The organism is Flavobacterium macacae, from assembly GCF_003865365.1.
GTDB lineage: Bacteria > Bacteroidota > Bacteroidia > Flavobacteriales > Flavobacteriaceae > Flavobacterium > Flavobacterium macacae.
This window is the reverse complement of record NZ_RQVR01000004.1, coordinates 13,052-37,065: the sequence shown is the minus strand read 5'-3', so window position 1 is coordinate 37,065 and position 24,014 is coordinate 13,052. Positions and strand designations below refer to the sequence as shown.

Below are 24,014 nucleotides of genomic sequence, written 5' to 3'. Positions count from 1 at the left end.
ATGATTAGTACAGAGTAATTCTATCAGCTTTAAGGAAAAGCATTAAATAAATATCACAAATATTAACCCCCAAATGAAACAAAAACTATTCACATTTTTTATTCTTCTTTTCATATCTCATTTTGCTTTCGGGCAGAATGATTCAATAAGTTTTGAGGATAAATTTCGTTTGTCTTCACGTGATTGTGCACACAGTCATATCTGTTGTCAGACAGATTGTCCTTGTTGTCCGAACTATGGAAAAACTATTTTAAATCTGAAGGCTTCTTCGGATAGTTTATCAAATTTCGCTTTCGGGCAGGATTCGCTTGTGGTTGCAAAAGATTCTTTCATCAATATCATTTCAACTTTGAATGGTAAATACCCAGAACCAAAATCATCTATTCCGCCAATCTATAAAAACACTTATGTTTTAAGTAAAGAGGAAAAAGATTCTATCTGGAATGCTATTTTTTCAGAAGATAAAACGCAGGATTTGTTTCAGCATTTTCAGGTATCAAAAAATGAAAGAATCTATTTGATAGAAAACCAGATCAATTTATTTGCTGTACTAAACTCAAATTCCGTAAACAGCAAAACCAAAACCGAATTACTATTGGGCAAGTTTGAATACGACCAAAAACATCCAACAGAGAATAAATACATTCAAACCTTTGGCACTTGCGGATTGGGAAGACCGGAAATTATAGAAATTTCATCCAAAGAAAAAGCGGTAACTGATTATCTGAACAATTACAATAATGGAATTGATTATGACAGCAAAGTCAACCTGTTGGCATTGGAGGGAATTATGCTGCTTGGTGTTGATTACAAAAAAGAAAAATACGTTCAGGCTGTTGATATTATCAAAAAAGAGAAATTCAGATTTAAGAAGCTACGAAACAAAAACATTGTAGGAGCAGAAGTAAATACCTATCAACCCATTACCGAAAAAGATTTGATAATAATTTATTATGAGAAATAGTAACAGATTGAGAAAACATACCAAATTATTATGAATAGAATTCCAGATTTTTTAATAAAGAATGACAAAGAAATTTCTGTCAAAAATAAAAAACTGCCTTACGGTGAAAACTATCATTCAGAATTGTTTTTTATTAATGAAAAAATAATTTTTGAAAAGCGTTATCAGGACGATCAACTATATCAAACGCTTTATTATGCTTATAGTCAGTATGAAATAACGGATATTTTAAAGAATGAAATAAATGCTACCATCGTCTATGAATATTTTGAAAATTCTTTTAAAATAACAGAGTACAAAAATCATAAAGATGGAATTGAAACGGATAAAAATGTAAGTGTTGAAAACAGTAATGGCGAGTGTATATGCTTTACAAAATACAAATTAGTAGACGGACAATTATCTCAAATCAGTACCGAAACCGATAAAAATTATTACGAAACCGGGGAATTGAAATACGTATTTGAGTATAATGAAGATGGCAGTTGCTTTATGATTCATAATTACCAAGATCCACAAGGGGATATATTTGGCTGGGATATTGGCAAACCTGACATAAAATTTACCTGGGAAGGATTTGAATACTATAAAAACGCAGAACCGATAATACCTGTTTAATTATGGCAACAACAACTAAATATTTAAATGGCTTCGCTGAATCTATTACAGCAAACCAAGCTTCAGTTATAAATGAATATATCAAACAAACACTCATTAATAATAAATTGAAATTTGAGGAGGTATTTGATAAACAAAAACTAGTGCATATCAATTATTATCTAGATCATAGTGAAAATCCAAATCAAATCAGACAGAAGTACTCAAATTTCACAATTTCATTTTTCAAAAATGAAGTAATTAGTGGTATATACAGAAGGTATGATAAAGAAACATATAATTTAAAGAACGAGTTAATAGAAAAGCATATTGAGGTATATAATGACGGCTCTCCTTATCCAATATATTACAGGGCATTAGATCCATTAACAAGTCAGTTAGTCTATTTTGAAAAATCATATTTTGATGAACAAAATAATATCACATATGAATTTATCTACGATGATTTGACCGGAAACTTCGAAAAACTTACCGTGCTCGACCCTAACAATGTTGTTGACACTGATCATCATATTATATTACCAAACGAGATCGGAGTCGGTAATAATCCATATAATTTCACATGGCAGGGATTTGAATATTATAAAAATGCAGAACCAATAATACCAATTTAATTATGGCAACAAGAATTGAATATAAAAATAAGAATGGAGAAAGCATAACAAAAGAAGAAGCATTAATAATAGGTGATTATATAGAGATTACCAAAGAAGGTAATCTTTCTAAGATAGAAAAAGAAATAGCATCAGGAAATCTTACATACGTTACCTTTTTTAAAATTAATGAAAGTATTCCTGAAATATTAGCAATGTTTCCCAATGATATTACTATCAAAATTATGTCATTGGAACAATCATTTGGTAGTTACCAAATGATTAAAGAGCAAAATTACTTTAATGGTAATTTAGCTTTTATGGGACAAATTTTAGAAAACAGTATTGGTAGACAAATATTTTTTCAAGCTCTAAGTATAACAAATGGAAACCCGATTCCAGGCACGGTTTCAAAGTGTTTTTATTTTAACAAAGACGAATATTATACTTTTGATTACAATAGCGATGGTACAATAAAGAGTATGGACAGCACCTACAATAAAAATGCCGGTTGTTGGTATCTGAATGATCTGAATGATTTAGATGGCTTTAGCTGGTCAGAGGTAGGAAGCTATTATCAAAATGCTGAACCAATCACACCTGTTTAATGATGAAGTAAATGGAGCATATTAATTACTAAATCTAACTTTTTAAAATGATTACAAATTCAAAAATAAAACGCCTTTATGATTTTATTACTAACACCGAATACGGAGATAGTGAGTATTGGTACATAATTGGAAATATTGATGTCTTGAAGATATTCAAAGATTTTGATAGCGATGACATAGCCAACCTTGGATCGGAAGTTCTTAAATGGAATAGTGAACAAATTGAAATTCTTGTTGAGTGTTTTATTTATGGTTTTAAGGATGAAATCACCTTTAGCAAACAAAGCTATTTTCTGACTTTTTTATTAGCTAATTTAAAAGATGAATCTGAAAGATTGGATATTTTGGAAAATGCCTCTGATGTGATTTTGAAAGGTGAGCCAAAACCAATTGAGCTTTTAAACTCCATTATTAATTGGATTGAAGTCAATGAACATAATAAAATGCCGTACTACAATATTCAATGCTCTAGAATTTATGAGGCTCGAAAGCTTTCTACTGAATATAACATCATAAAACAAAAAATAAGTGAATTAAGGCAAGAAATCTCTTCATTAACGATATCGTTTCAAGCATTTGATGAAATTGACGGACTATCTGACAAAGCAATTAACATCATTAAAAGATTTACAAAAGAAGATTTTGAGCAATTAAAGCTTGACTTAATATTATGGGACGATAAGGAGTTGGAAATTTTAGCGAAAGTATTTTCAAAAGGTGATTCTAATGGTAATTTATTAGATGATAATTATTTTTATGGTTATCTTTTTGTTTTGTTACCAGCGTCAACTGCTCGTGTTTTATTAGATGATATGTTTTATTTCTTTGAAAATCAAGATATAGCATTTGAATTACTTTTACAGATAAAAAGCAAACTAAATGAACTAATTGCCAAAAGATATATCGAAAGAACCACTTATGAATATTGGGTGAAAGAAATTACAGAAAAACAAAAAAACTGCGTTGATACATAAAATACTTAATAAAGCCAATAAAATATGTTGAGAAATGATTTTGAAATAATTAAACAGAAGTATAAAGAAAATTGCCGTACTGAATCAACAAATAATTTAGTGTTAAAGCTCTACTCGTTCCTATTGACACATGAAGAGTGGGATAGTGATTTTTGGACTCAGGGAAATGGATATGAGGATATTCGTCGGATTTTGTTTGAATTTGACAATGATGATTGGAGCAGATTAACTGATGATTTAAGCAATTGGACTTCGGATCAGATTTACTTATTCAATCATGGTCTGTTATGTGTGGATTTTTATACAATCAATTACAATGAAGAAGAAATTAATAATATAGAGAACAGTTTTGCTATCATTCCAACACTATTAAAAATTGGGGAAACAGAAGGGGAAATCAGTGACAATATTGAAAACTTTATTAAAATTTATTTTCCTAAAGTTGATGCAAAAAATGGCAGAATAATAAACGCTATTACTGAATTAAAAAAATGGAATGACAATAACCCCTGGCTGCAGATAACTGGAGAAATGATTAAAAGTCCATTTACCCAAACTATCGAAAATGCATATCAAATAGTATGCAGCTAAAGGAAATGAAAAAAGCTTAAAAGTAAAGTAAAATAAAATGGGATTTAATATTTCGGGAATTGTAATCAACAAAAATCTAGGAAACAATAAAGATCAGCTATCACAGATTCTAAACCTAAATCTTGATTTTGATCGAAAAATTGAATTTGAAACTGCTTCTGAAAACTAAAAAGAAATATTACTTTCTTGGCAAAAAATGTTTGGAATAACTTATGAGCGTATTAAATCAATATAAAGTAAAATTTGTGGTTAGAAATCTTTTTAACACCAATGTAAAATCGATATTAACTATCAGTGATATGCTGTCTGCATATATAACAGATTTAAATACAGCAAATAAGGTAAACCAATTATTAAATGATATTACGGAGGTATTAAATCACATTCATCCATTAGGAGGTGGTCAAACACAAAGTACGTATTTAGCACATATTACTGCAACAGAAACTAAAATATATCAGGATATGGAAGAGTGGGAAGAAAATAATAATATTCAGCCAGATTTTACGCTACCTACATCTGATTTTAAAGTTATAGTTGAAGCATGGCGAGATTATTTACAACAATAAATGATATTTTAAGTTGTTCATGGCTTTTACTGATAATTATGACAGCCTTGGAATAAATAAATAGCATGTACGATCTATGTTTAGTAGAAGGCCACGCTTATCCTGATGCTAATATATTGACCTTTACTTCGTCAGAAACATCAATGGCGAGTGTATATGCTTTACAAAATACAAATTAGTAGATGGACAATTATCTCAAATCAGTACCGAAACCGATAAAAATTATTACGAAAACGGGGAATTGAAATATGTATTTGAGTATAATGAAGATGGCAGTTGCTTTATAATTCATAATTACCAAGATCCACAAGGGGATATATTTGGCTGGGATATTGGCAAACCTGGCATAAAATTTACCTGGCAGGGATTTGAATATTATAAAAATGCAGAACCAATAATACCAATTTAATTATGGCAACAACAATTGAATATAAAAATGAATTTGGTAACGAAGTAACTCAAAATCAGTTACCGTTATTAAAAGACTACACAAAAATTGAAAAAATTGACGATAGTTTGAAGAGTGAAGAACTATATGTGGACGGTATAATTAGTAGAGTCGATTATCAAAAAAGTCAGAACGAGACTATTTCTGAAATTCTTTCAAAATATGCTCCTGAAACCGCTGTACATATTACTACACATTTTGAAAATTTTGGAATATATAAAATGGGGTATATTGAAAGCTATATGAACAATAACATCCTGTCCAAAAGCAGGTTTCTAAAAAATGGGGAAAATAAGATTATTTTATCGCAGGACATCGATAAAATAACCAATACTCCCATTCCAAATACGATAAAAAAATATTTCAGTTTCACTGAAGATGAGTATTATTTGTTTGATTATAAAGACGATGGTACTTTAAGAGAAATGAATAGTACCAGAGGCATAAATTATGGAGTATGGAGATCTTCAGATTTAAATAATTTAAATGGTTTTAGCTGGTCTGAAGTAGGAAACTATTACCAGACTTCACAACCTGTTATACCTGAAAATTTAAAAAAAATAATACAACAGATTAATTATATATAACATAAAACACAGACCCGATTATGAAAAAAATATTATTAATTATATTTCTCCTTTTCGCAGTTGGATATTCCTGTTCAGCACAAACAAAACCAATTGACTTAGCAAGGAAAATACTTACTGAAAGTACCGATAATTCGGAATTTTACGCAGAAGATTTTGAAACAAAATTTGATTTTAAAGAATTAAGAACACTGTACAATCTAACTTTTAAAAGTACTCCCATAAAAGATAATGTTGAAGTTGTCAGCGTAACGGCTAAGGGAAAAGAAAATAACGACCTCAACTTTTACCTGTATTTTCATAGAAATGAGTCACGTTGGAAATTGTTTGATTGGCAACACTATGAAGGTTCCACTGAAAAACATTATCTAAAAATGCTGAACAATCTTGACAAAAAGCAGATTGACAGTATCATAAAAAGCAATGATGAAAGAAAAATATTTACTTCAAAAGAACAGTTCAATTATATGAAATCTGTATATGATTTAGCCTTAAATTCTGATGAGCAGATTGTAAATTACTTAAGACAAAACAAGAAAGATTTTGAGAAATTAAAAAAACAGTTTGACAATTTTGTAACCAACAATCCAGGGTATAATAACTCTGAAAAGAATGCATTTTTTTCAGAGAACTATTATTCAGGATTAAGTATTTCGAATATTACTGAACATTTTCAAGGCTTGGACAATTGCCTTACATTCATAATCAGTGAAAATGGCTATGAAGCAGTTGGCTATTTTTATACTTCAGACAAAATCAAAATTCCCATCATAAATCCTAAAAAAATATTTTTTATCCAAGAAATTGAAGAAGGTTGGTATATGTTTAGATCTACCTGAACCATTACACCGCAAGAATATACAGGATTGTGAAGTATTACCTGAAATCAAACTTTCAGCAAACCAAAGAGAATTACAATGTTTATGCTGAATTTAATATTGAGGAATAAATGAAACACGCACCAAAACTAAAAAGCTACCTCACTATCCTAATCTTCCTGATTGTAGGAATGTTGGTAATGGGAATTGCTCAACTCTTTAAAACTCCGGCTGGGCTTAATTCTGCTTTTATCCTTTTGGCGTTGTTTATCATCGTAAATATTGCAACCGCAAAAATTTTCAACTTAAAATCTGAAATCCAAAGTTTTTGGTCAATAAAGAAGATATACTTGCTACCTGTTGGAATTGTTGCAGGTGGATTGATTGCTATTAGTCCCGTTTTGGCAGGGCTTTTAACAGGAGCAACACAATTCAGCGAACTAAAATTTGACACAAAATTTACGCTTTCTTCTATTGCTGTAACTTTAGCTATCGTAGCTTGGGAAGAGCTTTGGTTTCGTGGCATTTTCCTCAATTATTGCAACAGAAACTTATCAGCAATCCATATATCCATAACCATTGGATTGCTGTTTATGATGGTTCATTTGCTCAATCCCGAAATCAATCTGCTAAAAACAGGTCCGACTTTGTTTTTTGCAGGAGCTTTTTTAACGATTGTATATTTCTATTTCAAAACCATCTGGCTTCCTATCGGATTGCATTTTGGCAACAATTATCTGATCATTCAAAGTAATCTTGACACGCATTGGCTTTTCGGAAACGAAGGATATTTAGGAGCGATTATACTGGCTCTTTTATTTCTGTTATTTGTAAAATTGATTATCAATAAAACTAAAAAAATATAAATGAATAAACCCTTAAAAATTACCTTGAAATTGCTGAAATGGTTAGTCATTTTAGTGTGTTCATTTTACTTCTTAGCCATACTTATTTTTGGTTTTACTAAAGTAAACACTGACGGTTCCCGTTTTTATTGGTCGGGATTGGAAGCACTTTGGAAAGATGATGAAGAATTTGCTTTTCGCACCAATGATAGAATGAAAGCTGAGTTTGACGGTGTAGATGGTCCTTATATTATTGCCGACACAGCGTATTATGTTACTTCGGATAACAAAATTGAAACCCTAAAAATCAATGTTTCCGATACTATTTTAGTTGAGGTAAACAACAGTTCAAAAGATAGGTTTTCTTTTCTGTTAGAAAGGCAAATTTCAAAACCGCAGGATGTGTATGAAATGCCCGACAAAATAGTTGCCCTTTCGGATATTGAAGGAAATTTTGACGGCTTTAGCAGTTTTTTGATGGCTAATAAAATAATGGATGCCGATTACAACTGGATTTTTGGGAATGGTCATTTGGTTTTAAATGGCGATTTTGTGGACAGAGGAAACAATGTAGTTCCGGTTCTTTGGCTTATTTACAAATTGGAAAAACAGGCAGAAAGCCAGGGCGGAAAAGTGCATTATATTTTAGGTAATCACGAGATAATGAATTTTCAGGGAAAATGGAGCTATAACGATAGAAGATACATCAAAGCTTCACAAACAATAAGCAAGGAAAATGATTGGGATAAGGCGGTAAGGCTTATGTATTCCGATGAAACCGAATTAGGTAAATGGTTACGTTCCAAAAACGTGATGGAAAAAATAGGCAATTACATTTTTGTACACGCTGGTTTAAGCCCCGAAATTTTGAAGTATAAAGTTTCTGTTTCCGACATCAACAGGATTGCAAGGGATAATTGGGATAAAGACCTTTACGAAGAGGAAGAAAACAATAAAGTCAAAAATTTTATATCGGGTAAAAAAGGTATTTATTGGTATCGTGGCTTAGCAATGGATTATAAATATTACCCTAAGATTACAGAAAAAGAGCTGAACCAAGTCCTTGCATTTTATGATGCAGATAAAATCGTTTTCGGACATACGGTAAAAGATGATATCACTAAAGAGTTTAACAGCAAAACCATCAATACAGACATTAAGCACGGACAGGAGAAAAACACTGGAAAAACAAAAGGTATTCTCATTGAAAACGGAACGGAATACAAAATTGATGACAAAGGAAATAAGCAGAAACTATAATTAAAAAACAAAAAAATGAAATCATTATATTTTTACTTCATAATACTTTTAAGTCCTTTTCTACTGAAAGCACAAATAAATCAGACAGTATTTTAAGGGAAAACAAAGTCACACCAAAGGTTTTACTCGTAGGGACTTTTCATTTTGCATATTTTGATCAAGATCAATATAAAACGGAAGAGCTTAATCGAGTAAACATTTTATCCGAAGAAAGACAAAAAGAAGTATTAGAACTTGTTGATTACATCGCTAAATTCAAACCAAATAAAATTTTTGTAGAAGACTTCAATAAAGATAATATTCTGATGACAAACTACAGAAATTATCAAAAAGGGAAGTACAAATTAACAGCAGATGAAATCGATCAAATAGCATTCAGATTATCAGATAAGTTTGATTTGGATACAATTTATGCAGTAGATACAAAAACGATTGCTCACGACCTTTTTGAAAATGACAGCACAAAAAATTATATTAAATCATTAAAGGAAAAAGGGAATAATAAAAAAATATCATCGACTCTTGCTAAATATTACGAATGGTACAAATTAGATGACAAATACTTGTTAGAAAATTCATTATTGGATTACTTCAAACACCTAAATTCTGAAATATACCAACAAAGAGGATTATATAGTATTTTCTTAATTTCATTTAAAGATAAAAATATAGAAGGTGCTGATGATTTAACTTTAGATATAATAAGCAGAAACATCAGGATTTTACACAAAATAACCCAAAATATTACTTCTGAAGAAGATAGAATATTGATACTTTTTGGCTCATCCAATACCGATTTTTTTAAAGTGTTTTTCGAAAGTTCTCCCGAATATGAATTAATTAGATTTAATGATTTATAGCAACAAATGATAAAATTCTACTTTACAATATTTTTATTCTTACCCTTAATTGTATTAGGGCAAAACGACATTCAGCAAATCGTAAACAGCGAATTTGAAAAAGGACATTTCAACGGCACTGTTTTCTATGCAGATGGAAAGCAATCCGTAAAAATCAACAAAGGATTTTCTAATATTCAGTTTGATGTAGCAATTGATAATAATACACGGTTCCCGATTGCTTCCGTAACCAAACTATTTACCTCAATTGCCGTTTTGCAGCTTCAGGAAAAAGGACTAATTGACTTGAAAGATAAAATTGGAAAATACATTCCTAATCTTCCTGAAAATTGCAATGACATAACTATTCGGGATTTGATGACACATCATTCAGGATTGGAAAATGAACCCATCAAAGCAGTGGTGAATAAGTATTCTATAGACGATTACATCAGGAACTTTGTAAAGAAATCATCAAACGATACGTTGAAATTCAACTATAACAATGTCGATTTTGTTTTACTCTCCAAAGTCATCGAAAACATTACAAAGAAGACGTTTTCACAATCAATCGAAGATATGATTATCCAACCGCTGAAACTGGAAAACACAGGATTTGTAAGTGAAAACGACATCATCAAAAACTTAGCTTACGGCTATCATAACTATTCATTTGGAGAAGGCGAAAAAGAAAAGCCTCTATTTAACGACAGAAGATATATTTCTAATTATTTCGGAGCTGGTGGAATGTATTCGACTACCGAAGATTTATACAAATTTTTATTAGCTCTAAAAGACAATAAACTGATTTCCGAAAAGTCAAAAAATGAATTTCTTCTAAAAACCCAAACCGATGATTTTGGAGACTGGCTTTCCGGCAAACCTACATTTGGATTTTACTATGACGACAAAGAAAATGTGTACAGAAGAAGCGGAAGTATTGACGGATTTAATGCTGAAATTATCGTAAACAAAGACTTTGATAAAATTTTAATCATCCTTTGTAATACCGATACCGCAGACTTACAGACCTTAGCAAACAGGATATATTTAAAACTGAATTAAAAATTTGAGCAATAAATGAAACACATACAACTCATAGAAACCATTCTGCACGTAAATGACCAACAAGCAAGTGCAGAATTTTACTCCAAACTATTCCGCAAAAATCCTGACCTGAATGTTCCGGGAATGACAGAATTTAAACTTGCCGAAAACTGTAAATTGGGATTAATGCCGAACAAAGGCATTGCAAAAATACTTTCAAACAAAACACCACATCCAGACGAAGGCAATTAATTGGAATCTTTTTTCAAGGATTTAGTTAATATATTGCTTGACCAAACTTTTTTAAGGCAATTTATTTTTATATCTTTTCATCAATTTCAAATCCAACAGCCTTAGCATACGCATTCAAGTCTATAGCTGCTACAGTTCCAATAGACTGTTGCAAATATCTTGTGAGTTGAAGAAAAAAAGTGACTAAAGAGTTTTCTTTTTTACTAAATGTAGTACTGTTAAAAGTCCTCTCAAGGTAGTAATTTGTTATGCGTTCCTCAAAATTTGTATTTGATATGTTTTCCTCTCCATCATAATTAACATAAAAGCTACCATAATCTACGGCACACCCCATTTCAATGCTTTGTAATCCTGTTAAACTTTTTAAATGTGATTCAATAGTATTATTATTTTTTGCGTAGGTATTAGTGCTAGCTAAAATACCTCCAACTATTTTTGTCAATGCCCGAGGACTTTGAGGTATTCCAGCATTAATTATACCCACAGAAGTTCTTTTTAATTTCCTTACACTTTCAATTTTTTTCCCTGTGTATTCAAAAAAATTATCACTCGCTACGTTGCCCTGAAAATCAGGCTTAACTTCAAAAACTGCATACACACCCTCAGCAGGAATATAATGAATGCCATTTTGAGTAAAAACGAAAGGTGTGTATTGCTGATCATAAATTACTAAGTCTAATTGATGGCTTAAACTTCCTGTACTATCAATCACAATTGCTTTGTCAACACAATATCTATTAGGTAAATATTTTCGCAGCCATTCGATCCAAACGTTTTCTAAGGAATCTCCTTTTGACCCAGAATGTAAAATGAATTCTCTGTTAGTATTTAGTTGGGCAACCATTTGATTCTGCAATCCAGCAAATAAGTCACCTATATTTATTTTATTACTCATATCTATATAATTTATTTTTAAATTGGATATAAAAACCAAGCTCAACTTTGGTCTTTTTATAACCTATAATCAGCATTACAGGATTTTTAGTTGAAACTTCAGGATGATTTGCAATTGAATTAATGGCATTTAAATCAGTACTGCTGGGTATTGGTAAATTATTTGGATGAGTATGCCACTCACCCAGATAATATTTCTTAGGTTTTTCAGCATAAAATTGTTTTAATCTATCATCAATACCTATCGTATCCCTCTCAAACAAATAAGGTGTTCCTTTAAATTTATTTGGCAAAATTGTATCTGTTATCTTTAGATGGGTTTGAGTCTCTGAATAATTTCCGATTAAAAAGCCACCAAATTCATTCGGATAATGTTTTATCCCAATATCTATTAAATTACATAATAGACTATCTTCTATTTCCAATGTTAAACCTAATTCATTAATTCTATACATCAAAACTCATCTAATTTTATTGAAAATACATCGCTCTCGTTCGTTTTTAAAACAAAGTTTCTCAAACTCTTACTATCATCACTCAATTTGATATTAATATGTTTAATGGCAAATTGAACCAATGTGTTGATGTCATTATATGAAGCCTTAAAAGTAGGACTCCAACATCCGGTTGGGTTATGTAAATTTTCCATTTCATTCTCCAAAACATTTTCATATTGATTCATTACCCAATTATAACTATTTGGTTCAACTGAACAAACAAGCTCTTTAGCATTATTGGTTATTGATAGTGTTATAAATCTATTAAGTTCTAACTTACTTAAAACATACAACAAATCGTTATCTGTCGAACAATCTATAATCATATCATAATGAAGTAGTTTTTTTTGCAATTCATTATTACTATTGTGTAGTCCATGGTCTATTTTTGAATCAAGATGAAACATAATTGGATTAATTATTCCAATTTCAACAAAAGGAGATATTGAGAATAGTTCATTGGACAAATCATCTACTTTATTACAAATACCTGTCAAAAAAGAGTATTCTGATCTACATACATTTTCAGGTTCTTTAATATCATAGTCAACTACATCAATACTGGTGCAACCACATCTAGTCAACGTTGTTGCAACCATACTGCCTATTGCACCTATGCCAATAATGAGTATTTTGCTTTTAGTAATCTTCTCATTTAATCTACCTTTGCCAAAGAAGTAGTCATAAGAGCAATTTTTAGTGATACCCCATATAATGTCTTCATTGATAAATTTACCTTTCCAAACTTTGTTCTCTTTATAGGTCTCAATTGGAAAATTTCCAATCTCTAAAATAGCAACCTGCCAGTGTATTTCTTTATCTGATATTCTATAACCTATTAAAAAAGGAATTGGTTTTCCTTTCAGTTTCAAATTTTTTTTCTGGATACTATAGAGAAAACTATGAAAATTTTGGTTGACTAAACCTTCTAAATCTTCCCACTTGCTTATTATAAATTTACCCATTTTAGCAGGAGGATTATCTAAAAAAATATAGATACCAAGATCTTTGTTGGTTAATTGTTGTATTGAACTACTCCAATTACACGCTGTAAGCTTTTTATTTGAAGAATCTCTGAACTCCTGAATAAGATTATTTTTAATAATCTTTTCATGATACAATCCGTTATTTATTTTTGAATACTCGAAAAAACCAAATTGTTGATTGCTGAAAACGTGGTCGACTTCAGTAAACAAAAAAGAAAAATGATTCCCCTTAAATTCTTTAGGCTGTAAAATCAAATGTTCATAATGCTTGTCATTATCTTTATTTAAATAGTATTTCCAGATCCATCTTTTTAGTGAATTAATATCTATCTCAATTTTTTTCTTTAAATCGGTATGGTGAGAAGTATGTATACAAATTGAACCATCACCCATTACATGTCCATACTCCAGATAATCGCTGTTGGAAAAAGTAATAGATTCTGTATCCATTCTTTTTAATGGATACTCGGGATAAATCTTAACATCAAAAAATAAATAATCGTCTGTTGACTCGACTGGAACTTTAATTTTTCCAACTATATTAAATTCTAAATCTGAACTAAATGGGGTCTCAATTGAAATCCCATTTAGTTCAGAAAAAATTTGCTGGATTGTATTTAGTCTTTTGTCCATCACTTAACCGAATCTTTCATTTTTTGGTGGATTAGAATAGAATCCGTTTCCTTTGTTTTCGTATTTGTTATCACTTTCTTCTTCCTCAACAAATTTTGAATTTTCAGGGAAATAAGTTTTTATATTTTCATCGTTATCTTCAATTCTTTCAAGCATATTCTTCATATCATCAGACAGGGTCTGTCTCTCTGATGTCGTTAAAGTTTCAATTAAGTCATTAGAACTATTTCCTGGATCTTTCAATGTAAAACTTTCGCCAGTGACTTCGTCACGAATATACTGCAATACAGTTTCCAGTTTACTCCATAAATTCCCTGATACATCTTTATTGTCAAAAGCTTTAATTGTAATCAATTCCAAAAAGAAAGATTTTACAGGGTAATTATATTTGGTGTTTTTCCATACTTTAAGCAGGCGGATGACCTTTCTAATGGAATCTTTTTCTTTGGTAGCTCTATCTTTAATATTTTTGATTTGAGCTTGTACATTGGTTTTAATTCTCTCACTGCCCTGATCAAAGTTTCCATATTTATAGTAGACATAGAGATTCAGGTTTTCATCATCTTTGTATTGATTTTGATTTAATTCTCTTCCAGGAACAACATCAATCTTTACAATATCACCGTCTTCATCGGCAAAAAACTCAATTCCAATAGAAACTTTTTGTTTTCTAACATTTGCCTCGTCTTTATATTTCTCATATAAAAAATCAAAAACATCTTCGTACATCTGTTTTAATGTGCCATTAGAGCCAAATGCATTTCTTTTAAAAGGGCATACCATGTCAAAATCAAATTTGGTATTCATAGCAGTATTTTTTGCATATGAACCAGAATTAAAAGGAGAGTATATATTACTTTCGTACTTTTCCTCTAAAGCCTCTTTAACTTCTTTGCTTTTGTCTTTGTGCTTAGTTAAAAGCTGCTCTTCTTTGGTAATTTGATGAGTTTTAATTACCGAATCTAAATGTAAATTTTTATCCATATTTATAATTATTTAATTGCTTTCATTGATATTAAATTGTCTAAATTATCTTTTGTAGTTGTATTTGCCTCGCTCCTTAAATATTCTTTTCCAGCTCTCTGAATATATGTTACCTTGGATTTAATACTCCATCCAGGATAACCCCATACTACTGTCTTAATAATATTTCCTTTTTTTAATAATGCTATGGCATTGGCTTCTGATGTTTTTTCACCCATACTCCATGAATCTCCATCATTTACCAAATGCAACATTACATGTGTAATGTTGTCATTTGAATCTTTCCAAACACCAGAGATTAAATAATTTGCTGACTTACTCATAATTTATTTTTTTAGTTAAACGTCTTATATACATTGTAATGCTATATTAATTTCATAAATTGCCATTGCTATGGAAGTTTTTTATAAAATTTAAGCATTACTATATAAATGAAGTCTGATAATAGAAAAGTTGCAACTTTTGAAGAGAAACGCAGGGCACTTCAGGAGGTTTATACTTCGGATTTTTATGCTATTCTTTTCAAACATGCTATCATAAGGCTTAAGACTTTTTTTGGAATTAAATACAATTATCAAAAGGGTTTTAGGGGTATTATGATTGAAGACATGATTAATGATACGATCGAAGCCTTTTTAAGAGAAGGAGGACGGAACTGGTATATTGATAAGTTCCCTGATTTCCGAAAGCAGATAATAAGTGCTCTAGATAGTGTCATTTCAAACACATTAAACGCTGAACTCGATAAAGCAAATGAAACATTTGAAATCCTGGATAATGATGTTGAAATGTCTTTTGATGATTCGGACTACCAATCCTTATTATCTATATGCCATGATGAATTGACAGCTATGGGAGCGACAGATGATGAATTATTATTGTTTGAACCATATATAATTAATGGCATGAAACGAAACGACTTGTCAGAGTTATTAGGCATCGGAATCGATGAACTGACAAATATTAAAAAGCGGTTAGATCGCAAGTTACCATTTATAAAAGCAAAATTGAAAGTGTTGAATTATGAAAAATAACTTCATCAAAAAGATAGACGAGACAATTATTTCCCAAATTATTGACGGAGATTCCAATGCCTATGATGAAATTCTTAAAGAGGAAGGTTTTGATATTAATGATATTGAAAATTATGCTCTTAAAAACTTCCGTAAACATTCATTTCTCTTAAAAGGTTATATTAATAAACAAAGAGACAATGATTTGTTAGAAAAAGCTTCTGCATTACTACAAAGTGCAATTGAGAAAAATATCGACAAGCCAATTAGTTATTTAAAATCTTTAATTGCAAATAATCAATTTCAGGTACAATACAGAAATTTAGATAATCTAGGAATTGACGAGATTAAAGAAATAATTAAAGATCAAAATTTATTAGAACTATTGGAACAACTAGAAAATGATCAGAAATAGAAGAGGTTCTAATAGAGCTAAAGCACTATTAGAAGAAATCGGCTTCGATGAAATTACTGATATTCCTTTGGATATTTTTGTTGCCGGACTTGGGGCAACATTAATAGAGGAGAAATTACCAAGTTCAGACGGTAAAATTATCAGAGGTAACTCCAAGACATTAATAAAAATAAACTCCAATATTCAGTTTGAAGAGAGAAAAAGGTTTACTGTCGCCCATGAAATCGGGCATTTTTTACTACATGACAAACTAGATTTAGAACTACACGATGAAACACCCAATACACTAAACTGGTTTAACAATGCAGAGCAGCAAGCAAAAAAAGGAATTCAGGAATGGGAAGCTAACGATTTTGCATCAGAGCTATTAATGCCCGAAGATTTAATACGGAAAGCGACATTTAAAAAAAAGTTCTCTCCTGATTTAGTAAAAGAATTATCAGAAAGATTCAAAACCAGTTTAACCTCAATTATTTATAGGTTATTATCATTAAATGTATATCCCTTATTTGTTGTTTTTATTAATAATGGTCAGGTTAAATATTGGAGTAAGTCAGATGGTTATTGGATAAAAATAAAAGAAATCACCAAACTATCACCTCCTGAAGATTCTGTTGCTCAAGAGTATATTGATGCTGACTATGATTTTTTATATTCAGGAAAAGATAAAGCTCAATCAATATATAAATCTACGTGGTTTGAATTAAAAGCTGATGAGGATGATAGTGATTTTTTTGAATATTGTATTCCTTATAAGCAAATGAAAACTATAATAAGTGTAGTTTGGGAAGAATAGACAGATCATCGTTTCTAATCTTTTATAACATAAAATTAGCTTATTCAATATCCTTTTTTGAAAACTAGATTGATACGATTCAAAAAAATGATTTTTATAAATCTTTGAGAAACTTATATATAAATGACTATTCACGAAAATGAACCGAAAACCTGGAAAGATTTACAAAACAAAGTTGCTGAGATTTTAACTGTATGTGGCTATCAATGCGAAGTAGAAAAAGAAATAATTACAGTAAGGGAAAAAGTTAATGTTGATGTATATGCAGAAATAAATAGCCAAGTTTCTAAAAGTGTAATCATATGTGAATGTAAATTTTGGAAGAAAGCTATTCCAAAAAGTGTTGTTCACTCCCTTTCGAACTGTTGTAAACGATTATGGAGCTAATTACGGGCTGGTAGTATCAAAGATTGGTTTTCAGAGCGGAACATTTGAGGCAATTAAAAATACGAATGTTCAATTAGTAAATTGGGTTGAATTTGAAAACACTTTCAGAGCAGAATGGATAAAAAAGAAATTAATTGCTTCATCAATTGCAACAAAACCATTATTAGATTACGTCAGTGTTGGATCAATAGTGTTTTTTAAAGAACAAATTTCTAGACTTTCTAAAGATGAACTTGAGAAATATAATGAATTAACAAAAAAATATTTTAACCCAGTTTTTGTAGCAGGAAATTTAGACTACAAAAACGAAGATACACGAGAATTTGATATCGAGTTATTTGATAAGCTTTTTCCGTCTTCGATGAAAGATTTAAATATTGATTTCAAATCATATGAAAGTTTTTTTCTTTATTTAGAAAAAGTTTGCAAAGAGGGGCTAAAAGAATTTGATAAACTTTTTAAAGAAGAGTTACGCAGATAAGATTTAAACAAATATATTTATGTAAATTTTTATATCTTTGTTAAGAGCTAACGGAAACCAGTTGAAAAGCAAAGCAATAAGCACCGTTACCAAATCGTTACCTGACTTTTTTGATTATCCTCATAAGAGCCTTGTATTCAACTAAAAAGGCTTTTTCCTGAAAACTTTAAAATAAATTTTGCTACAAATTTTCAGATTTTTTGAATGCAAAAAATTATCTGAATCTGTGCCCATAAAAAAATCCCGAAAATTTATTTTCGGGATTTTTTTATGTAGTGAAATCTTAATTATTCAGCCTTAAATTTTTACGGTCCAGCCAAAAGTATCTTCTGCCAACTTGTATTGAATGTTTGTCAAATTGTCTTTTAATTGTGATGCCATTGAGTTTTCAATTTTAGGAAGTTCAAAATAATCATCTTTATATGAAAACCCAACAATTGGGTTGACAACAGCTGCCGTTCCGGCTCCGAAAATCTCTTTTAAGCTTCCGTTTTTGGCTGCTTCCAATAATTCAGAAACCAAAACAGATTGTACTTTAATATCAATTCCATCTCTTTCAGCGATAGCAATCAAGCTTTTTCGGGTAACTCCATCCAAAATTCTTTCGCTGGTTGGTGCAGTAAATAGAGTGTCATTAATCCTGAAGAAAACATTCATCGTTCCTGCTTCTTCTAATTTTGTATGCGTAGCATCATCTGTCCAGATAATCTGCTGGAAACCTTCTTCATTTGCCAATTTTGTAGGATAGAACTGCGCAGCATAATTTCCAGCGGCTTTGGCAGCACCAATCCCGCCATTTGCAGCACGGCTGAAATGTTCAGCGATAACCACTTTTACTTCACCTGAATAATAGGATTTTGCAGGAGAAAGGATAATCATGAAACGGTAATGTGACGAGGGAGCGGCAACAACGCCGGTTCCAACAGCAATCATAAACGGACGAATGTATAAAGAGTTTCCTTTTCCTTTTTTGACCCATTCTTTTTCAATTTTCAAAATCTCATTCAAGCCTCCTAAAAAGATATCTTCAGGAACTTCAGGCATCGCCATTCTTTTTGCAGAGGCATTGAATCTTTTAAAGTTTTCATCAGGCCTAAAGAGCCAAACAGCATCATCCTCATCTTTATAAGCCTTCATTCCTTCAAAAATAGCTTGGCCATAGTGAAAAACCTTTGCAGAAGGATCGATTAAAAAAGGTTCATAAGGTTTGATTGTCGGTTTTTGCCAGTTTCCATCTTTAAAATCACATACCAGCATGTGATCCGTGAAGATATTTCCAAAGGCAAGGTTTTCAAAATCGACTTCGTTTATTTTTGAAGCTCCAATTTTAACTATATCGATTTCGTTACGCTTAATACTATCCATTTAATTTGAAGTTTGGTTTTGTAATTTATTTATAATCAATGAATTGACTAAAAATAATAGTTGGTTGTATTTAATAATCCTTGATTTTGCTAAATTAAGAAAATTTGGAAAAAATGTGCTTAAAAAGCCAAATATCTTCTTAAGAATTGCCATTTTTCTAAATTTAATGAAATAAGTAAAAAAAAAATATAGGATTGTCAATAGAATTTAAAATTTATTAGGCAGAATGGCTCTGATTTTGAATATTCTCTTATTTTTGTAATCTAAAAACCAATTTTAAATTATGAAGAATATATATGTTGTAGCTTGTTCCTTACTTGTTTTGGCGAGCTGCGCTGATAAAAGCAAAGAAGTAAATGTTGATGAAACAACTATCGAAATGCCTTCGGATACGATATCAGTTGCCCAAGATACTGTTGCCTTGACAGATCAAGACGGCACTGGAATGGAAGTAAAAGATGTTAGGGCAGAAGAGGTAAAATTGGTGGGCGAAGATAAAAAAGAAATTGAAGTTACATCGGCAAAAGAGCTGAAAGTAGCATATGCTTCTTTTGGAGATAAAATTTTGGCTGACAAAGCATTGACAAAAGAACAGATGTTGGCAAAATACAAAACATTGAAAAAAGGCGATACGATTGCAGTAAAATTCAAATCTAAAATCAATTCTGTCTGCAAGAAAAAAGGATGTTGGATGAAAATGGATTTAGCAGGAAATACAGAATCTTTTGTAAAATTTAAAGATTATGGTTTTTTCGTACCGTTAAATGCTGACAATTCAGAAGCAATCGTTAGCGGAAAAGCTTTTGTAAACGAAATTTCTGTTGCTGAATTGCAACATTATGAAAAAGATGCTGGAAAATCTCAAGCAGAAATTGATAAAATTACCAAACCAAAATTCACTTACGGCTTTCAAGCGGATGGTGTTTTAATCAGCAAATAATGAAAAATTTAATTTTAACTTTTTTCTCAATATTATTACTTTCAAGTTGTAATAAAAAGGAAGAAGCAGTGCCCGTTGCTAAAAAAGAAGTAACTGAAAAAGCGACAGAATCAAAGGAATTTGAGATGTATGAAATGTCAGAAATGGCGTCGTTGATGGAACAAATGTACGTGGACAACCAGCGATTAAAGGAACGCATTAAAAAAGGAGATACGATTGGCCAATTTCCGTCACATTTTTTAAAAATCCACAAGTCTGCCATGACAGACGAATCAGAAAACGATGCTTTTTTTAAAGAACAGGCTGCGGTTTTTATCAATTCGCAAAAGCTGATTTATGAAGATCCCAAGAATGCCAAAGAACATTTTAATACCGGTGTTGCTGCCTGCATTTCTTGCCACCAGGTGAAATGCGCGGGGCCGATTCCAAGGATTAAAAAGCTTTTTATAGAATAGTTATTCTGAAAAATAATAAATGAAAAGAGAAATTATTCAAACAAAAGATGGCTCAACGTCCATCTTGTTGCCAGATTGGAATGAAACCTATCATTCAAAATTTGGCGCTATCCAAGAAGCAAAACACGTATTTATAAAAAACGGACTTTCCTTATTTCAAGGCGAGTCCGTTTCTATTTTAGAGATTGGTTTCGGAACCGGATTAAACGCTTTTATAACGTATTTAGAAGCCAAAAAATCAGGACAAAAGATCAATTACACAGGCGTGGAAGCTTTTCCTGTTTCTGAAGAAGACGCGTTGAAAATGAATTATGTTTCTGAATTGGAAGCGGATTCTGAAGCTGCGGTTTTTCTGAAAATGCACGAAGCCGCATGGAATGAAAGCGTGGTCTTAGACACGCAAGTTACTTTGGAAAAACAAAGTAAGAAGTTCCAAGAAATTGCCGATCATGAAAAATATGACTTGATTTATTTCGATGCCTTCGGATTTAGGGTCCAGCCTGAATTATGGTCTTTAGAAATTTTCCAAATAATGCATCAAGCGTTGAAGCCACAAGGAATATTGGTAACGTACGCTTGCCGGAGTTCTATCAAAAATGCAATGAAAGATGCAGGTTTTGAAGTTGAAAAATTAGCGGGCCCCCCTGGAAAGCGTGAAATGCTGAGAGCGAGAAAGTTATAATTTGTGTATCTTTCAGTAAAAATGTTAATTAAGAAAGTATAGTATTGTTATTAACGTTTTTTTATGAAAGCGTATTAATTAAAAGACTAAATTTACTAAACGTTCAACAAGAATTAGTAACCCCAAATTTAATTTAATCACTATGACAAGACCAATGTTTGCTTTCACAAAATCTATCCTTGAAAGAGTGAGTTTTGACCCTTTATTGTTTTGTAAAGAGTTAGAGAAAGCATTTAAAAGTTTGCTTCCTTATGAAATTGAGCAGTTGACAGAATGGCTTTTGAGCTATACTATCGAAAAACCAGAATTAAAACAGTGTTTGATTATAGTTAACAAATAAAAAAAGAAGGAGCCTAAATAGCTCCTTTTTCATGTCTTAAATTCAGATTTTAAATATGTGCTATAATCAGTTCCACAAAAATACCAAAGACTTTACATTGAATCGAATGCGCTACATTCGCAACGTTTACTTTTAAAAAAAATCTTGGAAATTTGGGGTGGAGGAATTTATGGTTTCTTAGAAAGCGGACTGATAATTTGAACATTCTGAAAAACAATGGCGCCTTTCACCACTCCGGCAATTACCTGTCTCAGGGCATCGATTATATGGATTTTAAGCTCGCTTTTTGGAAAAATCAAGCTGACTTCTCTTGATGGCTTTGGGTCTTTAAAATGGCGTAATTTTACTTTGTCCTTCTCTTTTAAATCCAAGGTATGCAGATAGGGAAGCAGCGTGGTTCCCAAGCCTTCATCCGCCAATTTGATCAGCATTTCAAAACTGCCGCTTTCAATTTGAAATATAGAGCTTTCCGAATTATTAGTATTTTTACAAAGATTCAGGATTCCGTCCCTAAAACAATGTCCGTCTTGCAAAAGCAATAAGTTTTCTACATCAATATCTCCCACTTCAATTTCTTCTTTTTGGAAGCTATGATGGTTTTCAGGGAAATAAGCAACAAATGGTTCATAGTACAAAACGATTTCCTTGATTTTTTCATCTTCTAACGGCGTGGCAGCAATCGCAGCATCCAAGTGTCCGTTTTTTAACAGCGTTATCATTTCTTCGGTATTGTGTTCTTCAATTACCAATTTTATTTTTGGATATTTCTTTATGAAATTACTTAAAAACATGGGTAAAAGCGTGGGCATGATTGTTGGAATAATTCCTAGCTTGAATTCGCCTCCAATAAACCCTTTCTGTTGGTCTACAATATCTTGAATTCGTCCCGATTCATTGACAATATTTTTTGCTTGGTTGACAATCTTATGCCCAATTTCAGTTAATTGGATGGGTTTTTTGCTTCGGTCAAAAATCAATATTCCGAGCTCATCTTCTAATTTTTGAATCTGCATGCTCAGTGTGGGCTGGGTAACGAAGCATTTTTCTGCGGCAAGCGTGAAGTTTTTATTTTCAGCAACGGCCAAAACATAATATAATTGGGTGATTGTCATTTGTATAGTATTTTGTGATGCAAATATAGATAATTATAAGATTTATTTATGAGCAAACCGTTTGAAATTTTATAACTTTATATCTCTATTTAAAAAACACAAAAATGAAAACTAATATTTTAGGACTGCCCGTTAAAGAAACAGAAGAAATTGCAAATGATTTAAATGTATTGCTTTCAAGCTTTCAGGTTTACTATCAAAATTTAAGAGGAATTCACTGGAATATCCGTGGAAAAAGATTTTTTGACCTGCATGTAAAGTTTGAGGAACTGTATAACGATTCCCAATTGAAAATTGACTTGATTGCTGAAAGAGTGCTTACCATCGGAGGAAGGCCTTTGCATACCTTTGAAGATTATATTAAAAATAATAAATTGAAAGTAGGCAAAAATATTTCTGTTGATGAAGAGGCGGTCCATTTGATTGTCACTTCGCTGTCAGACCTACTGAAAATTGAGCGCGAAATCTTGGTAAAAGCGGGCGATATTAATGATGAAGGAACCAACTCGATGATGAGTGATTTTATTACAGAACAAGAAAAAACCATCTGGATGATGAAAGCTTGGTTAGAAGAAAAAATCTAATTAGGGCTTTTTTTATAACATGATCAGCAATAATGCAATGATTATAGGTCAAAATCAGTGCATTATTGTTTGGTGTTAAATTTTGATTAAAAAAAAATCAATTATTTTTGTGTAAAGTGGTTTATAACTATTTTTGCCCCTATGAAATTTGTTGTTAAAGTAGTTTTAGTAATGTTTATGACTTTTCTTGTCACGCCCACTGTTGTAGGCTTGATTAAGAAAGATGTAGACACTTCTATGATTTACAGCATGTCAGAAGAAGAACAACACACCAATACAGCAAAAGAACTTCAAGCGGAATTTAAATTTAATGATTTTATAATTTTCTCAAATTATAAGGCAAGTTCATCCAGCTTGATCATTTCGCAACACACTTTGAAGTACGATAATGCGGCTTCAACCATTTTCTCCCCTCCTCCCGAACAGGTTTAATA

General features: G+C 31.3%; 33 protein-coding genes. 26 read left to right on the top strand and 7 right to left on the bottom strand.

Features of this window, described 5'->3' with window-relative positions; genetic code table 11:
- The first annotated feature begins 73 nt into the window (after positions 1–73).
- From EG849_RS04680 to EG849_RS04615, 16 genes are all read left to right on the top strand, one after another.
- Positions 74–964 carry a hypothetical protein gene (locus tag EG849_RS04680; protein ID WP_125011929.1) on the top strand — a complete coding sequence of 297 codons (891 nt, stop codon included), beginning with the start codon at positions 74–76 and terminating at the stop codon, positions 962–964.
- Between the two features lie 30 nt (positions 965–994).
- Complete coding sequence (locus EG849_RS04675) at positions 995–1,582, top strand: hypothetical protein (RefSeq protein WP_125011928.1); 588 nt, start codon at positions 995–997, stop codon at positions 1,580–1,582.
- 2 nt (positions 1,583–1,584) lie between these two features.
- Positions 1,585–2,196: a hypothetical protein gene (locus tag EG849_RS04670; protein WP_125011927.1), complete on the top strand. Its 612-nt coding sequence runs from the start codon at positions 1,585–1,587 to the stop codon at positions 2,194–2,196.
- Positions 2,197–2,198: 2 nt separating this feature from the next.
- On the top strand, positions 2,199–2,783 hold the full coding sequence (locus EG849_RS04665) for a hypothetical protein (protein WP_125011926.1): 585 nt from the start codon (positions 2,199–2,201) through the stop codon (positions 2,781–2,783).
- Positions 2,784–2,830: 47 nt separating this feature from the next.
- Positions 2,831–3,760 carry a hypothetical protein gene (locus EG849_RS04660; RefSeq protein WP_125011925.1) on the top strand — a complete coding sequence of 310 codons (930 nt, stop codon included), beginning with the start codon at positions 2,831–2,833 and terminating at the stop codon, positions 3,758–3,760.
- Positions 3,761–3,784: 24 nt separating this feature from the next.
- The gene (locus EG849_RS04655; RefSeq protein ID WP_125011924.1) at positions 3,785–4,351 is read left to right on the top strand and encodes a hypothetical protein; all 567 of its coding nucleotides are present in this window, start codon (positions 3,785–3,787) and stop codon (positions 4,349–4,351) included.
- 37 nt (positions 4,352–4,388) lie between these two features.
- Positions 4,389–4,520, top strand: coding sequence for a hypothetical protein (locus tag EG849_RS15945; protein WP_262679394.1), 132 nt, complete (start codon positions 4,389–4,391; stop codon positions 4,518–4,520).
- A gap of 43 nt (positions 4,521–4,563) precedes the next feature.
- On the top strand, positions 4,564–4,920 hold the full coding sequence (locus tag EG849_RS04650) for a hypothetical protein (protein WP_125011923.1): 357 nt from the start codon (positions 4,564–4,566) through the stop codon (positions 4,918–4,920).
- Positions 4,921–5,161: 241 nt separating this feature from the next.
- Positions 5,162–5,329, top strand: coding sequence for a hypothetical protein (locus EG849_RS15580; RefSeq protein WP_158611916.1), 168 nt, complete (start codon positions 5,162–5,164; stop codon positions 5,327–5,329).
- A gap of 2 nt (positions 5,330–5,331) precedes the next feature.
- Positions 5,332–5,955 (top strand): hypothetical protein, encoded by a 624-nt coding sequence (locus EG849_RS04645; RefSeq protein ID WP_125011922.1) that lies wholly within the window; start codon positions 5,332–5,334, stop codon positions 5,953–5,955.
- Between the two features lie 20 nt (positions 5,956–5,975).
- Positions 5,976–6,794 carry a hypothetical protein gene (locus tag EG849_RS04640; RefSeq protein WP_125011921.1) on the top strand — a complete coding sequence of 273 codons (819 nt, stop codon included), beginning with the start codon at positions 5,976–5,978 and terminating at the stop codon, positions 6,792–6,794.
- A 110-nt stretch (positions 6,795–6,904) separates the two neighbouring features.
- Complete coding sequence (locus EG849_RS04635; protein WP_125011920.1) at positions 6,905–7,639, top strand: CPBP family intramembrane glutamic endopeptidase; 735 nt, start codon at positions 6,905–6,907, stop codon at positions 7,637–7,639.
- Positions 7,640–8,878, top strand: coding sequence for a metallophosphoesterase (locus tag EG849_RS04630; RefSeq protein ID WP_125011919.1), 1,239 nt, complete (start codon positions 7,640–7,642; stop codon positions 8,876–8,878).
- A gap of 305 nt (positions 8,879–9,183) precedes the next feature.
- The gene (locus EG849_RS04625) at positions 9,184–9,738 is read left to right on the top strand and encodes a DUF5694 domain-containing protein (RefSeq protein ID WP_125011918.1); all 555 of its coding nucleotides are present in this window, start codon (positions 9,184–9,186) and stop codon (positions 9,736–9,738) included.
- Between the two features lie 6 nt (positions 9,739–9,744).
- A complete protein-coding gene (locus tag EG849_RS04620) occupies positions 9,745–10,782 on the top strand; it encodes a serine hydrolase domain-containing protein (protein WP_125011917.1) in 1,038 nt (345 codons plus the stop codon).
- Positions 10,783–10,797: 15 nt separating this feature from the next.
- Complete coding sequence (locus EG849_RS04615; RefSeq protein WP_199732254.1) at positions 10,798–11,016, top strand: VOC family protein; 219 nt, start codon at positions 10,798–10,800, stop codon at positions 11,014–11,016.
- 67 nt (positions 11,017–11,083) lie between these two features.
- On the opposite strand, the gene EG849_RS04610 is transcribed toward EG849_RS04615, so the two are convergent.
- The 5 genes from EG849_RS04610 to EG849_RS04590 are packed head-to-tail and all read right to left on the bottom strand — an operon-like array spanning position 11,084 to position 15,333.
- Positions 11,084–11,911 carry a DUF6602 domain-containing protein gene (locus EG849_RS04610; protein ID WP_125011916.1) on the bottom strand — a complete coding sequence of 276 codons (828 nt, stop codon included), beginning with the start codon at positions 11,909–11,911 and terminating at the stop codon, positions 11,084–11,086.
- Positions 11,904–12,365, bottom strand: coding sequence for a Mov34/MPN/PAD-1 family protein (locus EG849_RS04605; RefSeq protein WP_199732253.1), 462 nt, complete (start codon positions 12,363–12,365; stop codon positions 11,904–11,906). Before EG849_RS04605 ends, EG849_RS04610 begins: the two co-directional genes overlap by 8 nt.
- Positions 12,365–14,026 (bottom strand): ThiF family adenylyltransferase, encoded by a 1,662-nt coding sequence (locus EG849_RS04600; RefSeq protein WP_125011914.1) that lies wholly within the window; start codon positions 14,024–14,026, stop codon positions 12,365–12,367. The genes EG849_RS04605 and EG849_RS04600 overlap by 1 nt, the downstream gene beginning before the upstream one ends.
- A 3-nt stretch (positions 14,027–14,029) precedes the next feature.
- Positions 14,030–15,010, bottom strand: coding sequence for a nucleotidyltransferase family protein (locus tag EG849_RS04595; RefSeq protein WP_125011913.1), 981 nt, complete (start codon positions 15,008–15,010; stop codon positions 14,030–14,032).
- Positions 15,011–15,018: 8 nt separating this feature from the next.
- Positions 15,019–15,333, bottom strand: a complete 315-nt coding sequence (locus EG849_RS04590) for a DUF3892 domain-containing protein (protein ID WP_125011912.1) — start codon at positions 15,331–15,333, stop codon at positions 15,019–15,021.
- 108 nt (positions 15,334–15,441) lie between these two features.
- Here EG849_RS04590 and EG849_RS04585 point away from each other — a divergent pair, with 108 nt between their 5' ends.
- The 4 genes from EG849_RS04585 to EG849_RS04570 all read left to right on the top strand — a co-directional run bounded on the left by EG849_RS04585 (position 15,442) and on the right by EG849_RS04570 (position 18,102).
- On the top strand, positions 15,442–16,044 hold the full coding sequence (locus EG849_RS04585) for a hypothetical protein (protein ID WP_125011911.1): 603 nt from the start codon (positions 15,442–15,444) through the stop codon (positions 16,042–16,044).
- Entirely contained in the window at positions 16,034–16,438 is a 405-nt protein-coding gene (locus tag EG849_RS04580) for a hypothetical protein (protein ID WP_125011910.1), read from the top strand. The genes EG849_RS04585 and EG849_RS04580 overlap by 11 nt, the downstream gene beginning before the upstream one ends.
- Entirely contained in the window at positions 16,425–17,234 is an 810-nt protein-coding gene (locus tag EG849_RS04575) for an ImmA/IrrE family metallo-endopeptidase (protein WP_125011909.1), read from the top strand. Before EG849_RS04580 ends, EG849_RS04575 begins: the two co-directional genes overlap by 14 nt.
- A gap of 304 nt (positions 17,235–17,538) precedes the next feature.
- A complete protein-coding gene (locus EG849_RS04570; RefSeq protein ID WP_125011908.1) occupies positions 17,539–18,102 on the top strand; it encodes a hypothetical protein in 564 nt (187 codons plus the stop codon).
- A gap of 297 nt (positions 18,103–18,399) precedes the next feature.
- On the opposite strand, the gene EG849_RS04565 is transcribed toward EG849_RS04570, so the two are convergent.
- Positions 18,400–19,467 (bottom strand): branched-chain amino acid aminotransferase, encoded by a 1,068-nt coding sequence (locus EG849_RS04565; protein ID WP_125011907.1) that lies wholly within the window; start codon positions 19,465–19,467, stop codon positions 18,400–18,402.
- Between the two features lie 283 nt (positions 19,468–19,750).
- On the opposite strand from EG849_RS04565, the gene EG849_RS04560 reads away from it, so the two are divergent.
- From EG849_RS04560 to EG849_RS04545, 4 genes are all read left to right on the top strand, one after another.
- Positions 19,751–20,407: a DUF4920 domain-containing protein gene (locus EG849_RS04560; protein WP_233581747.1), complete on the top strand. Its 657-nt coding sequence runs from the start codon at positions 19,751–19,753 to the stop codon at positions 20,405–20,407.
- A complete protein-coding gene (locus EG849_RS04555) occupies positions 20,407–20,862 on the top strand; it encodes a hypothetical protein (RefSeq protein ID WP_125011906.1) in 456 nt (151 codons plus the stop codon). The genes EG849_RS04560 and EG849_RS04555 overlap by 1 nt, the downstream gene beginning before the upstream one ends.
- A 19-nt stretch (positions 20,863–20,881) precedes the next feature.
- Positions 20,882–21,544, top strand: coding sequence for a tRNA (5-methylaminomethyl-2-thiouridine)(34)-methyltransferase MnmD (gene mnmD, locus EG849_RS04550; protein WP_125011905.1), 663 nt, complete (start codon positions 20,882–20,884; stop codon positions 21,542–21,544).
- Between the two features lie 142 nt (positions 21,545–21,686).
- A complete protein-coding gene (locus tag EG849_RS04545; protein ID WP_125011904.1) occupies positions 21,687–21,884 on the top strand; it encodes a hypothetical protein in 198 nt (65 codons plus the stop codon).
- A 167-nt stretch (positions 21,885–22,051) separates the two neighbouring features.
- Here the strand turns inward: EG849_RS04545 and EG849_RS04540 are convergent, their stop codons facing one another.
- Positions 22,052–22,996 (bottom strand): LysR substrate-binding domain-containing protein, encoded by a 945-nt coding sequence (locus tag EG849_RS04540; protein WP_125011903.1) that lies wholly within the window; start codon positions 22,994–22,996, stop codon positions 22,052–22,054.
- Positions 22,997–23,100: 104 nt separating this feature from the next.
- Between EG849_RS04540 and EG849_RS04535 the strand changes: the two genes are divergently transcribed.
- Positions 23,101–23,580 (top strand): Dps family protein, encoded by a 480-nt coding sequence (locus EG849_RS04535; protein WP_125011902.1) that lies wholly within the window; start codon positions 23,101–23,103, stop codon positions 23,578–23,580.
- Between the two features lie 141 nt (positions 23,581–23,721).
- Entirely contained in the window at positions 23,722–24,012 is a 291-nt protein-coding gene (locus EG849_RS04530) for a hypothetical protein (protein WP_125011901.1), read from the top strand.
- Positions 24,013–24,014 lie beyond the last annotated feature (2 nt).

Coding starts and splice junctions, on each gene's coding strand:
- EG849_RS04660 (WP_125011925.1), top strand. CDS start 2,831: ATGATTACAAATTCAAAAATAAAACGCCTTTATGATTTTATTACTAAC.
- EG849_RS04580 (WP_125011910.1), top strand. CDS start 16,034: ATGAAAAATAACTTCATCAAAAAGATAGACGAGACAATTATTTCCCAA.
- EG849_RS04635 (WP_125011920.1), top strand. CDS start 6,905: ATGAAACACGCACCAAAACTAAAAAGCTACCTCACTATCCTAATCTTC.
- EG849_RS04650 (WP_125011923.1), top strand. CDS start 4,564: ATGAGCGTATTAAATCAATATAAAGTAAAATTTGTGGTTAGAAATCTT.
- EG849_RS15945 (WP_262679394.1), top strand. CDS start 4,389: ATGGGATTTAATATTTCGGGAATTGTAATCAACAAAAATCTAGGAAAC.
- EG849_RS04590 (WP_125011912.1), bottom strand. CDS start 15,333: ATGAGTAAGTCAGCAAATTATTTAATCTCTGGTGTTTGGAAAGATTCA.
- EG849_RS04540 (WP_125011903.1), bottom strand. CDS start 22,996: ATGACAATCACCCAATTATATTATGTTTTGGCCGTTGCTGAAAATAAA.
- EG849_RS04605 (WP_199732253.1), bottom strand. CDS start 12,365: ATGTATAGAATTAATGAATTAGGTTTAACATTGGAAATAGAAGATAGT.
- EG849_RS04585 (WP_125011911.1), top strand. CDS start 15,442: ATGAAGTCTGATAATAGAAAAGTTGCAACTTTTGAAGAGAAACGCAGG.
- EG849_RS04530 (WP_125011901.1), top strand. CDS start 23,722: ATGAAATTTGTTGTTAAAGTAGTTTTAGTAATGTTTATGACTTTTCTT.
- EG849_RS04600 (WP_125011914.1), bottom strand. CDS start 14,026: ATGGACAAAAGACTAAATACAATCCAGCAAATTTTTTCTGAACTAAAT.
- EG849_RS04615 (WP_199732254.1), top strand. CDS start 10,798: ATGAAACACATACAACTCATAGAAACCATTCTGCACGTAAATGACCAA.
- EG849_RS04555 (WP_125011906.1), top strand. CDS start 20,407: ATGAAAAATTTAATTTTAACTTTTTTCTCAATATTATTACTTTCAAGT.
- EG849_RS04545 (WP_125011904.1), top strand. CDS start 21,687: ATGACAAGACCAATGTTTGCTTTCACAAAATCTATCCTTGAAAGAGTG.
- EG849_RS04655 (WP_125011924.1), top strand. CDS start 3,785: ATGTTGAGAAATGATTTTGAAATAATTAAACAGAAGTATAAAGAAAAT.
- EG849_RS04595 (WP_125011913.1), bottom strand. CDS start 15,010: ATGGATAAAAATTTACATTTAGATTCGGTAATTAAAACTCATCAAATT.
- EG849_RS04620 (WP_125011917.1), top strand. CDS start 9,745: ATGATAAAATTCTACTTTACAATATTTTTATTCTTACCCTTAATTGTA.
- EG849_RS04560 (WP_233581747.1), top strand. CDS start 19,751: ATGAAGAATATATATGTTGTAGCTTGTTCCTTACTTGTTTTGGCGAGC.
- EG849_RS04565 (WP_125011907.1), bottom strand. CDS start 19,467: ATGGATAGTATTAAGCGTAACGAAATCGATATAGTTAAAATTGGAGCT.
- EG849_RS04640 (WP_125011921.1), top strand. CDS start 5,976: ATGAAAAAAATATTATTAATTATATTTCTCCTTTTCGCAGTTGGATAT.
- EG849_RS04680 (WP_125011929.1), top strand. CDS start 74: ATGAAACAAAAACTATTCACATTTTTTATTCTTCTTTTCATATCTCAT.
- EG849_RS04535 (WP_125011902.1), top strand. CDS start 23,101: ATGAAAACTAATATTTTAGGACTGCCCGTTAAAGAAACAGAAGAAATT.
- mnmD (WP_125011905.1), top strand. CDS start 20,882: ATGAAAAGAGAAATTATTCAAACAAAAGATGGCTCAACGTCCATCTTG.
- EG849_RS04630 (WP_125011919.1), top strand. CDS start 7,640: ATGAATAAACCCTTAAAAATTACCTTGAAATTGCTGAAATGGTTAGTC.
- EG849_RS04645 (WP_125011922.1), top strand. CDS start 5,332: ATGGCAACAACAATTGAATATAAAAATGAATTTGGTAACGAAGTAACT.
- EG849_RS04675 (WP_125011928.1), top strand. CDS start 995: ATGAATAGAATTCCAGATTTTTTAATAAAGAATGACAAAGAAATTTCT.
- EG849_RS04670 (WP_125011927.1), top strand. CDS start 1,585: ATGGCAACAACAACTAAATATTTAAATGGCTTCGCTGAATCTATTACA.
- EG849_RS04625 (WP_125011918.1), top strand. CDS start 9,184: ATGACAAACTACAGAAATTATCAAAAAGGGAAGTACAAATTAACAGCA.
- EG849_RS04575 (WP_125011909.1), top strand. CDS start 16,425: ATGATCAGAAATAGAAGAGGTTCTAATAGAGCTAAAGCACTATTAGAA.
- EG849_RS04610 (WP_125011916.1), bottom strand. CDS start 11,911: ATGAGTAATAAAATAAATATAGGTGACTTATTTGCTGGATTGCAGAAT.
- EG849_RS04665 (WP_125011926.1), top strand. CDS start 2,199: ATGGCAACAAGAATTGAATATAAAAATAAGAATGGAGAAAGCATAACA.